This is a genomic window from Roseibium sp. MB-4, from assembly GCF_053005265.1.
Window position 1 is genome coordinate 2,063,053 of sequence record NZ_JBRKQB010000001.1, and the last position, 13,993, is coordinate 2,077,045.

14 protein-coding genes are annotated in these 13,993 nt (G+C 57.4%); 13 read left to right on the plus strand and 1 reads right to left on the minus strand.

The window, feature by feature from the left end:
• Positions 1–109: 109 nt before the first annotated feature.
• The 13 genes from ACVDG4_RS09535 to ACVDG4_RS09595 all read left to right on the plus strand — a co-directional run bounded on the left by ACVDG4_RS09535 (position 110) and on the right by ACVDG4_RS09595 (position 12,827).
• A complete protein-coding gene (locus tag ACVDG4_RS09535; RefSeq protein WP_008190357.1) occupies positions 110–364 on the plus strand; it encodes an exodeoxyribonuclease VII small subunit in 255 nt (84 codons plus the stop codon).
• Between the two features lie 317 nt (positions 365–681).
• Entirely contained in the window at positions 682–1,836 is a 1,155-nt protein-coding gene (locus ACVDG4_RS09540; RefSeq protein WP_306149548.1) for a helix-turn-helix transcriptional regulator, read from the plus strand.
• A gap of 332 nt (positions 1,837–2,168) precedes the next feature.
• On the plus strand, positions 2,169–4,130 hold the full coding sequence (gene dxs / locus ACVDG4_RS09545) for a 1-deoxy-D-xylulose-5-phosphate synthase (protein WP_420338605.1): 1,962 nt from the start codon (positions 2,169–2,171) through the stop codon (positions 4,128–4,130).
• A gap of 183 nt (positions 4,131–4,313) precedes the next feature.
• Entirely contained in the window at positions 4,314–5,762 is a 1,449-nt protein-coding gene (locus ACVDG4_RS09550) for an MFS transporter (RefSeq protein WP_447234876.1), read from the plus strand.
• Positions 5,763–5,861: 99 nt separating this feature from the next.
• The gene (locus ACVDG4_RS09555; RefSeq protein WP_306149551.1) at positions 5,862–6,248 is read left to right on the plus strand and encodes a hypothetical protein; all 387 of its coding nucleotides are present in this window, start codon (positions 5,862–5,864) and stop codon (positions 6,246–6,248) included.
• Positions 6,249–6,284: 36 nt separating this feature from the next.
• Positions 6,285–6,824, plus strand: a complete 540-nt coding sequence (locus tag ACVDG4_RS09560) for a copper chaperone PCu(A)C (RefSeq protein ID WP_306149552.1) — start codon at positions 6,285–6,287, stop codon at positions 6,822–6,824.
• Between the two features lie 27 nt (positions 6,825–6,851).
• Positions 6,852–7,478, plus strand: coding sequence for an SCO family protein (locus ACVDG4_RS09565; RefSeq protein WP_286189729.1), 627 nt, complete (start codon positions 6,852–6,854; stop codon positions 7,476–7,478).
• Between the two features lie 52 nt (positions 7,479–7,530).
• The gene (locus ACVDG4_RS09570) at positions 7,531–7,665 is read left to right on the plus strand and encodes a hypothetical protein (RefSeq protein ID WP_447234877.1); all 135 of its coding nucleotides are present in this window, start codon (positions 7,531–7,533) and stop codon (positions 7,663–7,665) included.
• Between the two features lie 39 nt (positions 7,666–7,704).
• Entirely contained in the window at positions 7,705–8,445 is a 741-nt protein-coding gene (locus ACVDG4_RS09575) for a TlyA family RNA methyltransferase (protein WP_447234878.1), read from the plus strand.
• Positions 8,446–8,494: 49 nt separating this feature from the next.
• The gene (locus ACVDG4_RS09580; protein WP_447234879.1) at positions 8,495–9,727 is read left to right on the plus strand and encodes a class I SAM-dependent RNA methyltransferase; all 1,233 of its coding nucleotides are present in this window, start codon (positions 8,495–8,497) and stop codon (positions 9,725–9,727) included.
• A gap of 3 nt (positions 9,728–9,730) precedes the next feature.
• On the plus strand, positions 9,731–10,849 hold the full coding sequence (locus tag ACVDG4_RS09585) for a class I SAM-dependent methyltransferase (protein WP_447234880.1): 1,119 nt from the start codon (positions 9,731–9,733) through the stop codon (positions 10,847–10,849).
• A gap of 73 nt (positions 10,850–10,922) precedes the next feature.
• Positions 10,923–12,242: a 3,4-dihydroxy-2-butanone-4-phosphate synthase gene (gene ribB / locus ACVDG4_RS09590; protein WP_447234881.1), complete on the plus strand. Its 1,320-nt coding sequence runs from the start codon at positions 10,923–10,925 to the stop codon at positions 12,240–12,242.
• Positions 12,243–12,266: 24 nt separating this feature from the next.
• Positions 12,267–12,827 (plus strand): hypothetical protein, encoded by a 561-nt coding sequence (locus ACVDG4_RS09595; protein WP_306149557.1) that lies wholly within the window; start codon positions 12,267–12,269, stop codon positions 12,825–12,827.
• 18 nt (positions 12,828–12,845) lie between these two features.
• Here the strand turns inward: ACVDG4_RS09595 and aroC are convergent, their stop codons facing one another.
• On the minus strand, positions 12,846–13,931 hold the full coding sequence (aroC, locus tag ACVDG4_RS09600; protein ID WP_447234882.1) for a chorismate synthase: 1,086 nt from the start codon (positions 13,929–13,931) through the stop codon (positions 12,846–12,848).
• Positions 13,932–13,993: the final 62 nt, after the last annotated feature.

The following is a 13,993-nucleotide window of genomic DNA, read 5'->3' on the forward strand; positions in this document are numbered from 1 at the left end:
TTCTCCAGTTGGCGGTGGATGGCAACGCCTATCCACCCGCGCCCTCTTGACCTTTGGCGCAGGTCTCGCAAATGTGCCGGTCTGTAGGGAATTCATTCAGGAAAATCGCATGTCTGATGCTGCCAAGGAAATTGCCGGTCTGTCTTTCGAAGACGCGCTCAAGCAGCTTGAGACAATCGTGCGCGAACTCGAGCAGGGAAACGTTCCGCTGGAGCGCAGCATCGAAATGTACGAGCGCGGCGATGCATTGCGCCAGCATTGCGATACATTGCTGAAGGCGGCTGAGGCCAAAGTGGAAAAAATCCAGCTTGGGCAAAATGGAGAACCAACTGGCACGACCGAGCTTGACCCGCAAAACGGCTAGACTGCTCAGCCGGTAGCGCCAGCAATGGCTCATGCAGCCAAATAACCGCCGACAAACGTAACCCGAACCGTTTGCGAGGGCTGGTCTCTGCAAAGAACCAATCTCAGGAGCACCGAGATTGACGCACCCACAGGTAGAGAAAGCTCAAATCATCTACCAAAACTTATAAATCAATTGCAGAACGTTATTGCCTGAACCTTTACTTTATTTCTGGCAAATTGACGATCTCATTAATTTTTTCAGATCCCTGACTATTTTGCAGTGTTATCCTTGCGCTCATCTTGTAATATTTGAGTACATCTATCGAGCGACCGGAAATGCCCAATTTAAGCAAAGACGCTGAACTGGACCTTTTGGAAGACGCCTTAGGCAATATTACGACCCATACGGACTGGCTGCCTTTCCTAGACAAAGTCAGTGGGGTCTTTGAAAGCAAAGCCTGCGCGGCAGAATATCTCAACGACGGATTTGCAACAGGCCGGTTTACGGGTCCGGCGCACGCAGAAGCCTTCAGAGACTTTTTGAATTCTGCTTCCTACCACGCCGGAGTATCAGCGTTTAAGTATTTGCTTGAGTTGGCGGAACCGGATGCTGTGTACCGTATTCACCAAGGTCACATTTCAAAGCTCGATGCTGCTGCCACATCTCTTGTGAATGGAAATGAACTCTCGTCCCAATCGGCGATAATCATCATTACACGGGATAGCACAGGCTTGACCGTGATATTCGGCCTGCTCTTTGATGACGCATCGTCGGTGGAAACGACTTCGGCAGAAACCGTTCTTGCCTTCTCCAAAATCGCCAAGATCCTGAAGACCTGCTTTGGTGCACTCACAAACATCGACATGCTTAAAACGCAAAGCCGCATTCAGCGGGCCTTTGCGAACCATTGCGCGGTTCCTTCTGTTCTCATCAACAAACAACGTCTCGTTATAGCCGAGCATGAAAACGGGCTATCAGCTCTGGCAGATCTGGACGTCGGTCATATGGCCGGGGAGAAACTGCAGATCCGGAACAGGGAGATGGAGATGCTTCTGTCAGAGATATCGTCAGCTCCCACCTCTGCAAAAGACCCGCATCAAACAGGTTACATAAAAGATGCCAGGTCAGACAGCTCTCTTTCCCGGTCCGGTTTTTGTCTTCGTGACCGGTCGGGAAACTTAAACCGGGTCACGATCGAGGCAGTATCGGGAGACACACATGACCCTTGGGTTCTTATCCGCGTTTGCCAGCCAGCCAACATACCTGAAGCCATTGAGACCATCCTGCAGGAGGAACTCGGCCTCTCACAGTCTGAAGCGCACCTTGCCCGGTCTTTGGCGGAAACCGGTTCCGTTTCTGCGACCACCGATTTGCTGAACATCACGCGCAACACCATGAAAACTCACCTTCGCCGGATATTCGACAAGACAGCAGTGCGCACACAACTGGAGTTGGTGCAATTGGTGTATCGGCTATCCGGTCTGGTGTGACAAAAGAGCCCAAGGATAGGCAATGAGCCGGCAAATATTTTAAAGAATAACCGCGTCTAAAAAGTCAAAAAACTGGGGTCGCGCAATTACGACCCCAAGTTGATCACTGTGCACGTGGCCCCATCGACCACACTTAAAGGTTTAATACATATTAATAATGTATGCATCACCCAAATGGGTGACATTGCATGGATTTCGACGAAAATTTAGCGCTATAAGTGCATAAATTCCTGCATACACCCGTTATCTCAATGCATATTCACCAAGGTGTCACATTTCAAGGTGTGCCCCCCCTGATCGTACAGCGTTTGCGCCATACATAAGGTTGGTGTATGGCTGCCCGCCATGTTTTCTATTCCGGAGCATTCCCCAGCGTGACTGCAGATTCAAAAACGCCCTTGCTCGATAAGGTGTCCTCTCCGGCCGATTTGCGCCAGCTCGATGAAACCGAGCTCGGCCAACTGGCCGACGAGTTGCGCACCGAAACCATTGATACGGTTTCCATAACCGGAGGGCATTTGGGCGCCGGTCTGGGTGTCGTAGAGCTAACGGTCGCGCTGCATTATGTCTTCAACACGCCGGACGACAGGATCATTTGGGACGTTGGACACCAAAGCTATCCGCACAAGATTCTTACCGAACGTCGGGACAGAATTCGGACCCTGCGCCAACCAGGGGGCCTGTCGGGTTTCACCAAGCGCTCTGAAAGCATCTATGACCCCTTCGGAACGGCGCATTCGTCGACATCCATTTCTGCCGGCCTTGGCATGGCAGCGGCTCGTGATCTGAAGGATGGCGACAACAATGTCATCGCAGTGATCGGTGACGGAGCAATGTCCGCAGGCATGGCTTACGAGGCGATGAACAACGCGGGGCATCTCGGCTCCCGGCTTGTGGTTATCCTGAACGACAATGACATGTCGATCGCACCGCCAGTGGGCGCAATGTCCGCCTATCTCGCCAAGCTAGTCTCAGGCCCGACTTACCAGTCGCTGCGCGGTGCCGCGAAGAACATCGTCAAGAATTTCCCGAAGCAGCTGGCTGAAAAAGCGGCTCGGGCGGAAGAGTATGCTCGAGGCTTCTGGACCGGCGGCACCTTGTTTGAAGAGCTGGGTTTTTATTACGTCGGCCCGGTCGATGGGCATAACCTTGAGCACCTGCTGCCGATCCTGAAAAACGTTCGCGATACGCACAATGGTCCAGTCCTGATCCATGCTGTCACCCAGAAAGGCAAGGGCTATGCGCCGGCAGAGGGCGCGAAAGACAAGTATCACGGCGTTGCCAAGTTTGACGTGGTCACGGGTAAACAGTCCAAACCCAAGGCCAACGCGCCGAGCTACACCAATGTGTTCGCAACGTCCTTGATCAAGGAAGCGGAAGAAGATGAAAAGGTGGTCGCCATCACAGCGGCCATGCCCGACGGCACCGGCCTGAACCTCTTCGGCGAAGCCTTCCCGGAGCGCACCTATGATGTCGGCATTGCCGAACAGCATGCGGTGACCTTTGCTGCTGGCATGGCGACCGAAGGATACAAGCCGTTTGCCGCGATCTATTCGACGTTCCTGCAGCGAGCCTATGATCAAGTGATCCATGACGTCGCTCTCCAGGGACTGCCCGTCCGGTTTCCGATCGACCGTGCAGGTCTCGTCGGCGCGGATGGGGCCACCCATGCCGGCGCGTTTGATACCGCGTATCTTTCTTGCCTGCCGGGCTTTGTGGTCATGGCTGCCTCCGATGAAGCCGAACTCCGGCACATGGTGGCAACAGCTGTTGCTTATGATGAGGGCCCGATCTCCTTCCGCTATCCACGCGGCGAAGGTGTTGGTCTAGAGATGCCGGAACGCGGCACTGTTCTGGAAATCGGCAAAGGCATTGTGCGGCGCGAAGGCACCAAGGTGGCGCTCCTCTCCTTCGGCGGACGGATGGCCGAATGTTTGAAAGCCGCAGATGAATTGGATGCCGCCGGTCTTTCCACAACTGTTGCAGATGCCCGGTTTGCCAAACCGCTCGACATGGATCTCATCCGGCGACTTGCGCGCGAACACGAAGTGCTTGTGACAATCGAAGAAGGATCCATCGGCGGTTTCGGCAGCCATGTCCTGAGCGCACTGGCTCAAGAAGGCGCGCTGGATGCCGGCCTTAAGATCCGCACCTTGACCCTTCCGGACACGTATCAGGACCATGACAAACCGGCATCCATGTACGCGTCTGCCGGTCTCGATAAGGACGGTATTCTCAAAACAGTCTTTGCAGCGCTTGGCACCGAATTCATGAGCGGATCTCAGCGCGCATAAACCTTGTGCCAGGGCTCGGCGAATTTGAGCCACGCCGCGCCGGAAAATGCGGATTGACAGGCCGGGCGCAGGAAGATTATGGCTGGAGAAATATAAAAAACCGCGCCGGCATCTTGCCGGCGCTTTTGTTTTTCGCCCGATTTGAACGTTCCGGACGCTGAACGAAACGCTCAGGAGGCTGCCATGGCACAGACGCTACTCTCGGTTTCCGCACTCTTGTTGTCGGTTGCTCTGCTCATTTTTGGCCACGGCCTGCAGACAACGCTGCTGCCGCTCGCTGCGGACCGATTCTATTTCTCAGATTTCGAGATTGGTGCGATCTCGTCCGCTTACTTTGTGGGAATGGTCATCGGATGCTTCGGCGCTCCGCTCTTGATTATGCGGGCTGGCCATATCCGGGCCTTCGCCGCGCTCGTTTCCATGATGTCAGCGGCTGCCATCCTCCATCCCGTCGTCGTGGATCCGGTCTTCTGGGTCGTGATCCGTATCGTCTCGGGTTTTTGTCTCGCCGGTTTTTACATGATCGTCGAGAGCTGGCTGAACGAGAGCGCCACCAACGAAAACCGCGGCACGATCATGTCCGTTTACATCGTGATCCTATTCGGCGCGCTGATGCTTGGCCAGGTGTCCATCGCAACGATGAGCATTGCGTCTTTCATTCCGTTCGTGATTGCCTCAGTCACGGTCAGCCTGGCGGTCATGCCGGTCTCGTTGACGACCTCTGCACAACCTGCGCCGATCACACTTGTCCGGTTCCGACCGGTTCAGCTCTACAAGAACTCACCGGCTGCCTTTGTCGGGGTGTTTTTCATCGGCATTTCTCAAGGCGCACTTTTGACGCTGACGCCGCTCTATGGATCTCAGATCGGATTGAGCACCAACCAGTCCGCGTTCTATGCGGCCGCGATCATCGGTGGCGGTCTGATTGCCCAATGGCCGGTCGGCCGTTTGTCCGACCGGATGGACCGGCGTCTCGTGATCATCATTCTGGGACTTGCGACCGCGGCGGCCTCGACAGCGATCGTTGTCTTCTCACCGAACGCGTTCCTGATTGCTGCCGGCACGGCTGTTCTCGTCGGCATGTTCTCGCAGCCGCTCTACGCGATTGCCGTGGCGCACGCGTTTGACCACGCAGCGCAGGAAGACTTCGTTGAAACCTCATCCGGCATGCTTCTGTCCTTTGGGATCGGCTCGATCGTCGGACCTCTGGTCGCCTCAGTCTTGATGGGCCAGATGGGCCCGTCCGGTCTCTACGTGATGGTGATCGCGTTCAATGTCTTAATGGCCGCATTCATCTTCACCCGCGTCCTGACCCGCGAAGCGCTGACAGCCGAAGAAAAGACAGACTTCGAGTACGCTGCAACGGCGCAGGTCGGCACCGTTATTTCGACCGAAGAGCTGAACGCCGAAGACGAAGAGTATGTCATCCCGCCGGAAGAGTTCCCGGCTTATGAAGATGACATCTACAACTTCGATACCGAAGCTTCTGGCGATCCGGAAAAAGACGAGACCGAGGTTGGTTCCGCCGATGATACAAGTGGCACTGACACATCACTCAAGGACGGTGCCCCAGAAGGCAACCCTTCCGAGACTTTGTCAGAGGCACCAGCAAAGCCGGCAGACAAAACCTGACGTGTTGGAGGCCTTTTGAGCGGACAATCGAACTTCTGCGCTGTTTCGCCGCTCGACAGAAGTCCGCAATCAGCTTATAGCCGCCCCATGGAATGGCGCATGAGCACACTCAGGATCTTGCGGCAAGAGCGGACACCACTGGTGGCGCTCACTGGGCTTGCGTTTGCCGTCCGGCTGATCCTGATCACACTCGGCACTGCCCTCGCACCCACCGGCTCGATTGCTGGTGACGGGCTGGCGAGCCTCTGCCTCACAACAGATCTTGACCCTTCCACCCAAGGTGCGCATGACCCGATCACCTGCACCTGCGCAACGAGCTGTCCGCATGGCTGTGCAGCTGGCCCGTGCCTTGCTCCGGCGCAGATTGAGCGCTTGTCGGCCAATGATCCGATAGGCCTCAACACGCCCCACCACGCGCAACGCGCACCTCATCTTTCCATCGGCAAAAGCGGGCCAATCCGTGCACCGCCTGTTCTTCGTGTCTGACCCGAACCAAACCTACAGAACACGAGGAATTCACAAATGAAACTCTGGACTTCCGTTGCAGCCGCAGCTGCACTTTCGCTCGTCTCTATGACAGCCATAGCAGCCGATTATTCTGCCGGCTCTCTTGAGCTGTCGAACGCCTGGACCCGGGCAACACCTCCGAAAGCCAAGGCAGGCGGTGGCTTTATCGAAATCGTGAACACAGGAACAGAGGCTGATCGCCTTGTCGCGGCCAGCTCCGATGTCTCCAAGAAAGTCGAGTTGCATGAAATGGCCGTCACCGACGGCGTGATGAAAATGCGCGAGATGGAAAACGGCATTGAGATCCCGGCTGGCGAAACTGTGTCCTTGAAGCCGGGCGGCTTGCACATCATGTTCATGGGGCTGAACCAGTCGTTTGAAGAGGGCACGTCCGTTCCAGTCGTTTTGACGTTCGAAAAAGCTGGTGATGTCGCCGTCGAACTGCCGGTCGCCAAGATGGGCGCGAAAGCCATGGACCACGGCAAAATGGATCACAGTGGCCATGACCACAGTAGCGATGATCACAGTGGTCACGACCACAGCAAGACCAACTAACACCAAAGGACCCAGGGAGAGCCAACCATGTCAGGTTTGAAACTCTTCCGGTACGTGGCTTGGGCGGCAGTTGCCGTCCTTGCCTGCGTGGCCGGCGCGCTTGTCTATCTGCAAACCACTTCCAGCAACAATTCCGGGGCCTTGATCGAGCCACTGGCTGCCATTGGTGGCCCGTTCGAACTGGTCAGTGGCAACGGCGAAACCGTGACCGACCAGACGCTGGCCGGAAAACCGACAGTCATGTTCTTCGGTTTCACTTATTGCCCGGACGTGTGCCCCACCACCTTGTCGGAACTGCAGGGCTGGATCGAAGCTCTGGGCCCGGATGCAGACAAACTCAACTACGCCTTTGTCAGCGTTGATCCGGAGCGGGATACTCCAGACGTTATGCGCGATTATGTCGGTGCATTCGATGACCGCATCCTGGCCCTGACCGGGTCCCGCGAGAACATCGATTCAATGCTGAAGGCCTATCGGGTCTATGCAAAGCGGGTTCCGCTTGACGACGGCGACTATACGATGGACCATTCCGCGGCCGTCTATCTGATGAATGCAGACAACAAGTTCGTCGGCACCATTGCTTATGGCGAAGTGGAAGAAACAGCACTGGCCAAACTCAAGCGGCTGATCGAAAATGCCCCGGCGTCGTCCTGACGAATTGCGACAGGATTGCGTCGGATAGTTTGGATGAAAGGATAAGGGCGGAATGCAAACGTCACTTTATTTCGGACTGGCGCTTGGCGCGACAAGCCTTGTCGCGTTGTCCGCAATGCTGTGGCTCTACGCAGGCGAGCGGGTCTATGTCGACCGTCTCATCTCCACAATTGCCGGGTGTTTTTGACAACCCACCGCCCCCTTCCTTTCTGATTAGCCCGTTCTGATGTCCAAACAGCGTCTTGATCAGCACCTTGTCGACACCGGTCACTTTCCCTCCCGAGCCCGTGCCCGGGATGCGATCTTGCGCGGCACGGTTTCGGTGAACGGCGCGGTCTGTGGCAAACCAGCTCAAAAAGTCGCCGCAGATGTTGTTATTGCCGTGGAAGATCCGGCGGCAGCCTACGTCTCCCGCGCTGCACTGAAACTGATTGAGGGGCTGCGCGCCTTTGATGTTTCGGCGGTAGACAAGATTTGCCTTGATATCGGCGCGTCGACCGGCGGCTTCACACAGGTTCTCCTGCAAAACGGGGCAACAAAAGTCCATGCCATAGACGTCGGGCATGACCAACTGCACGACAGCCTGCGCAGCGATCCCAGAGTTTTGGCACAAGACGGATTGAATGCGCGCGAGCTGACCCTTGAGCACCTCACCGGCGATCAGCCGGAATTTCTGGTCTCCGATGTCAGCTTCATTTCCCTTAAACTCGCTCTCCCTCCTGCTCTCAATCTAGCAGCGCCGGGGGCGGACGGAATTTTTCTAGTGAAGCCGCAGTTTGAAGCGGGCAAGGACAACATCGGCAAAGGCGGGCTGGTGGATCCGGAGATTGCCGAGGCAACAGCCAAACAACTCCAAAACTGGCTTGGAACCGTGTCCGGTTGGACCGCAGGGGACTTGATCCCCTCTCCGGTCAAAGGCGGCGACGGCAACGCCGAATGGCTGCTTTACGGGAAGAAAGCGCCCTAAAGCCGACCTATCGCTTGCCCCGACCTGCGTTCGCCTGTATCGCTCGGCCATGACTGAGACGCGACTAGAAATCACCGAGCTGGGCCATCGGGGAGATGGCATTGCCATCACCGATACCGGGCCTGTTTATGTGGCCGGAGGCCTGCCGGGCGAGACTGTTGAGGCGAAGGTCCAGAATGGCCGAGCGCTGAAACCAACGTATCTGACCCAATCGCCGGACCGTATTGAGCCGGTGTGCCGGCATTACGCGGCCTGTGGCGGCTGTTCGGTGCAGCACCTGACCGAAGCGACCTATCTGTCGTGGAAACGGAGCCTTGTTGAAAAGGCGCTCAAAACCCAGGGCATAGACGCAGAAGTGGCGCAGACCATCGCAGCGACCCAAGGCGGACGGCGGCGGGCGGTCTTTACGGCGACCCGGGCCGGGCGGGCTGTTCTTCTCGGCTATCATGAAAAAGCCAGCCACAAGCTGGTCGATATTTCTGAATGCCCGGTGCTCGACCCAACTATTACCGGCGCGCTCAAGGGTCTGAAGTCCCTGGCAGCCGAACTGGTTCCGAAGAAGGGCGACCTCCGGATAACCGTGCTCAGCACCACCTCCGGTCTGGATGTCGCCTTTGACAAGGCCGACAAGACCTATGACCGCAAGATCCCGGCTTTGAGCCAGAAGACCGTGGAACTGGATCTGGCGCGCCTCAGTGTGAACGGCGAAGTCCTTCTGGAAGTACGCCCGCCCTTGCTCGACATGGGCGGCACCGGCCTCGTCCCGCCACCGGGCGGCTTTACGCAGGCAACACATGCCGCTGAAGAGGCGCTCTCAGAACTTGTTGCCGCAGGTGTTGGCAAGGCCAAGACCGTGGCCGATCTGTTTTCCGGTGTCGGCACCTTTGCACTCAGGCTTGCCCGCGCAGCCAACGTCCATGCGGTTGAGGGCGACCCGGCCGCGATTGCCGCGCTCGACCGGTCCTTGCGCAAGCCGCAGGGCTTGAAGAAGGTGACCTTCGAAAAGCGGGATCTTTTCCGCCGCCCGCTGGTGCCGGAAGAGCTGGAGCCATTGGCCGCTGTTGTTTTCGACCCGCCGCGTGCCGGCGCTCAAGCTCAGGCCGAGATGCTGGCCAAATCGAAAGTGAAGACGATCGTCGCCGTCTCCTGCAATCCGGCAACGCTGGCCCGGGACTTGAGGATCCTGATCGACGGCGGCTATGCGCTTCACTCTGTCACCCCGGTAGACCAGTTCCACTTCTCGCCCCATATTGAGGCGGTGGCAGTTTTAAAACGGGAGTGAGCCATGGCTGCGGTGACGGATCAGGATGTGTCTGACAAAGAGGGCTTGCGCCGGTCACCGCCCCCGATTGCCAAAGTTGCCCGCAGGCTCCGCTATGCGGCCCACCAGGGCAGTCGTGTCGCGCTCTACACGTTACACTCAGAAGCCATGCGCCGCATGAACCTGCGGCTTCAAAAGGACCTGCCCGAAACGCCGAAAGTCACCCCGGAAGGCCCAGTCCCAAGCCAACGGCGCATGCTCGCCGACATCGTCAGGTTATTTGCCGAGGACATGAAGGCGGTTGAAGATGGCATCTATCCGATGCCTTCAGACGGCACCCTGAGCCCAAGGGAGCTGTTGCAGACCAGCCAGGCCTTTTTCAAGGACGTGCCCAAAGTGGCGCGGCGGCGGGCCGAAAACACCCATCAGGAAGTCAACCAGGACGGCCCGGCCTTTGCCGATGCGCTTCCACGTTATTACCGCCAGAACTTCCATTTCCAGACAGATGGCTGGCTGTCGGAAGACAGTGCACGGCTTTATGATTTCCAGGTTGATGTCCTGTTTTCCGGGGCAACAGCCGCCATGCGGCGCAAGGCCCTCCTCCCGTTCGCGGAAATCCTGAAACGCAAGGACCAGCGCAAGATCGCCTATGTCGACATTGCGTGCGGCACGGGCGGCCTGCTCCGCCCCGCGCTCAATGCCTTTCCGCGCCTGTCCGGGATCGGACTGGACCTTTCAGAACCGTATCTCAACGTTGCGCGGGACCGGTTCAAAAGTCCGCGCGCCAGATATGTGACCGCGATGGCCGAAGAGCTGCCCTTCGCGGACAACTCGCTCGATGTTGTTTCGTGCGTGTTCCTGTTTCACGAACTGCCCCCGAAAATCCGGCGCCAGGTTTTAAGCGAGGTGGCCCGGGTCCTGAAACCACGCGGTTCGTTTCTATTCGTCGACAGCCTGCAAACCGGCGATGTGCCGGATTACGACGGACTTTTGACGATTTTTCCGCAGCTGTTCCACGAGCCGTACTATACCTCTTATCTGAAAGAGGACCTCGCGAGCCTGTGCGCGGATGTGGGGCTTGATGAACGCTGGATGCGGCCCGCCTTTGTGTCCCGAGCTGCAGAATTCGTGAAGACCACCTGACCTTTCAGTATTACTGAAATTTTTCTGCTTCTTGTCTTGTGACTGAAAGCCGAAGGGCGTATATCCGGTCTCTATGAGATTGGATCATTGGCTCTTGCAAACAGGGGAAAACCGCAGCGCCTTCGCGCGCCGGGCAAACCTGTCCCCTGCCTCCGTTACCGCCCTGTGCAACGACCCGAATGTCTGGGTGTCGCGCGATATGGCCCGCAAGATCGCCATCGCCACGAATGGCGAAGTCACTCCAAACGACTTTCTCGGACTAGCTACAACCAAGGAGCATCCCGTGTCCCAGGCCCGTGTCGCAGAAGCAATCCGCGCATTCGAACGTGGAGAAATGGTGGTCGTGACCGACGATGACGACCGCGAAAACGAAGGCGATCTGATTGTCGCCGCCTCCAAAGTCACGCCTGAACAAATGGCGTTCATGGTCCGGCACACATCCGGGATCATCTGCGCGCCGATGACGGTGGCCCATGCGCGGCGGCTTCGCCTTGACCCGATGGTTGCGGAAAACGATGCGCCGCTCGCAACCGCCTTCACCATTTCGGTCGACTACCGCCAGGGCCTGACCACCGGGATCTCGGCTGAAGAGCGTTGCTCCACCGTCCGTGCGCTGGCCAACCCGAATGTTGGCGCAGATGATTTTGTCCGTCCCGGCCACATCTTCCCACTGGTTGCCAAGGAAGGCGGCGTCATGATCCGCTCCGGGCACACGGAAGCCGCTGTCGATCTGTGCCGCCTGGCCGGCCTTGAACAGGTTGGCGTGATCAGTGAACTGGTCAATGACGACGGCACGGTCAAACGCGGCGCGCAAGTTGCCGAATTTGCCGCCGAATATGATCTGAAGATGGTGTCAGTCTCCGACCTGATCGCCTGGCGCCAGCGCACAGAACGCATGGTTGAGAGGGTCAACGAGCAGCCGGTTGAGACAATTGCAGGCCCGGCTTACGCCATGACTTATTCTACGCCTTACGACCCGATGCACCACGTTGCCATCGTCTATGGTGATATTCTGGATGGCCGCAGCGTGCCGGTTCGCCTGCAGCTGGAATCAGTACTGGACGATACGTTCGGGGATGCCCGCCCGCTTGACACCATCATGAAGCATTTTGCCGACCGGGGACGCGGCGTTGTTGTCTATCTGCGCGAGGGATCTGTGGGGGTTGCCCGTCAGTCCACCCGGCCAAGATCGGATTTCGAAGCTGCGGAAACCGAAGACCACAGCTCCGCGCAAGCTAGACAGGAACAATGGCGGGAAGTCGGACTGGGTGCTCAAATTCTGAAAGATTTGGGTGTCAGCTCCATTCGTCTGCTGGCCTCCCGTGAGCGGCACTACGTTGGGCTGGAGGGGTTTGACATCAAGATCGACGAAACAGAGATCCTCGACTTGTGAGGTCAACAGATTGGATAATGCTGAATGAAAGAACAGGTGGTCGACAAGGAAGCCGAGAGCAAGGGATCTGAAAAGCCAGCTCCTGCGCCGTTCACAATCGGCTACGACCGACGGAACAGCGAGGCCATCGTCTATGGCTGTATGCTGCTTGCAGGTCTCTTCGCAGTCGTGAGCATCGTGTCCGGCATGTACCTGTTGCTGTTTGCAGCGCTTGGTCCAGCGGTCATCGCCTATTGGCATTTTCCAATGCTTGAGAAAAAGCGCCCACAGTTGGGCGCGAATGAGGATGGACTTTTTATTGACCGGATCGGCTTTATCGACTGGGGTGCCATCCGGATGATCGATCTGACCCGCACGAGCGTGCGCAGTATCGAGTTGATCAAACTGAACGTGCTTCTAACCCGCCCATTGGAAGATGCCGTCACTCAAGGCCAACACACACCCTTATGGAAGCGGTTCACAATGCGCAACTGGAAGCGCAGCAAACGCGAACACGGCCGGGAGCTGATTTCCGTCAACCTGCACACCCTTGTCGGCGACCCGGACGAAGTTCTGACCCGCATCCGGACGTTCAAGTTTGTCTAAACCTTCGGTCGTTCAGTCTTAGCCGACCTGGCCACGGTGGCGGATCATGTGGTCGGCCAAAACGCAGGCCATCATGGCCTCGCCTACCGGAACGGCGCGGATGCCGACGCACGGATCGTGGCGGCCCTTGGTCATCACGTCGACTTCTTCGCCCTGGCGCGTGATCGATTTGCGCTCTGTCAGGATGGACGAGGTCGGTTTGACCGCAAAGCGCACCACCAGCGGATCACCGTTTGAGATCCCGCCGAGCACACCGCCGGCATTATTTGTCAGGAACACCGGCCGGCCGACATCATCCACGCGGATTTCATCGGCGTTTTCTTCACCGGTTAAGGTCGCGGACTCAAAGCCGTTTCCGACTTCAACGCCCTTTACTGCGTTGATGGACATCATCGCTGCGGTCAGGTCCGTATCCAGTTTGCCGTAGATCGGCGCGCCCCAACCAGCAGGGACACCTTCCGCCACGATTTCAATCACCGCGCCGACGGAGGACCCCGCCTTGCGCACCCCGTCCAAATACTCCGCCCACTGGGCAGCGGCTGCTGCGTCGGGACAGAAAAACGGGTTGTTGTTGACTTCCGCCCAGTCCCAATTGCCGCGATCAAGTTCATGCGGCCCAATCTGAACCAGAGCGCCGCGGATCGTGACACCCTGTAGAACCTTCCGCGCAACGGCACCAGCTGCGACACGCATTGCCGTTTCACGGGCAGAGGATCGCCCACCGCCGCGATAATCCCGAATGCCGTATTTCGCATCATAGGTGAAATCAGCGTGGCCCGGGCGGAACCGATCCTTGATTTCGGAGTAATCCTTGGACCGTTGATCGGTATTCTCAACCATCAACGAAATCGGTGTGCCAGTTGTTTTCTGCACACCGTCTTCATCAACCATGACGCCGGACAGGATCTTCACTTCATCAGGCTCACGCCGCTGGGTCGTGTACTTGGATTGGCCAGGCTTGCGCTTTTCCATGAAGCCCTGAATGTCGGCTTCGGTCAGCGGAACGAGCGGCGGACAGCCATCAACAACACAGCCGATTGCAGGTCCGTGGCTTTCCCCCCAAGTGGTGACCCGAAACATGTGACCGAAACTGTTGTGCGACATCCGTGGCTTTCCCAAAAAGCAGCGTGAACCAAGACTGCGAGCGATAAGCCATCCGCCCTTGA

What these genes read in the sequence shown, in the direction of transcription:
- ACVDG4_RS09580 (WP_447234879.1), top strand. Translation starts at nt 8,495, where the DNA reads ATGACTGAGACGCGACTAGAAATCACCGAGCTGGGCCATCGGGGAGAT.
- ACVDG4_RS09595 (WP_306149557.1), top strand. Translation starts at nt 12,267, where the DNA reads ATGAAAGAACAGGTGGTCGACAAGGAAGCCGAGAGCAAGGGATCTGAA.
- aroC (WP_447234882.1), bottom strand. Translation starts at nt 13,931, where the DNA reads ATGTCGCACAACAGTTTCGGTCACATGTTTCGGGTCACCACTTGGGGG.
- ACVDG4_RS09585 (WP_447234880.1), top strand. Translation starts at nt 9,731, where the DNA reads ATGGCTGCGGTGACGGATCAGGATGTGTCTGACAAAGAGGGCTTGCGC.
- ACVDG4_RS09555 (WP_306149551.1), top strand. Translation starts at nt 5,862, where the DNA reads ATGAGCACACTCAGGATCTTGCGGCAAGAGCGGACACCACTGGTGGCG.
- ACVDG4_RS09565 (WP_286189729.1), top strand. Translation starts at nt 6,852, where the DNA reads ATGTCAGGTTTGAAACTCTTCCGGTACGTGGCTTGGGCGGCAGTTGCC.
- ACVDG4_RS09560 (WP_306149552.1), top strand. Translation starts at nt 6,285, where the DNA reads ATGAAACTCTGGACTTCCGTTGCAGCCGCAGCTGCACTTTCGCTCGTC.
- ACVDG4_RS09575 (WP_447234878.1), top strand. Translation starts at nt 7,705, where the DNA reads ATGTCCAAACAGCGTCTTGATCAGCACCTTGTCGACACCGGTCACTTT.
- ribB (WP_447234881.1), top strand. Translation starts at nt 10,923, where the DNA reads ATGAGATTGGATCATTGGCTCTTGCAAACAGGGGAAAACCGCAGCGCC.
- ACVDG4_RS09535 (WP_008190357.1), top strand. Translation starts at nt 110, where the DNA reads ATGTCTGATGCTGCCAAGGAAATTGCCGGTCTGTCTTTCGAAGACGCG.
- ACVDG4_RS09570 (WP_447234877.1), top strand. Translation starts at nt 7,531, where the DNA reads ATGCAAACGTCACTTTATTTCGGACTGGCGCTTGGCGCGACAAGCCTT.
- ACVDG4_RS09550 (WP_447234876.1), top strand. Translation starts at nt 4,314, where the DNA reads ATGGCACAGACGCTACTCTCGGTTTCCGCACTCTTGTTGTCGGTTGCT.
- dxs (WP_420338605.1), top strand. Translation starts at nt 2,169, where the DNA reads ATGGCTGCCCGCCATGTTTTCTATTCCGGAGCATTCCCCAGCGTGACT.
- ACVDG4_RS09540 (WP_306149548.1), top strand. Translation starts at nt 682, where the DNA reads ATGCCCAATTTAAGCAAAGACGCTGAACTGGACCTTTTGGAAGACGCC.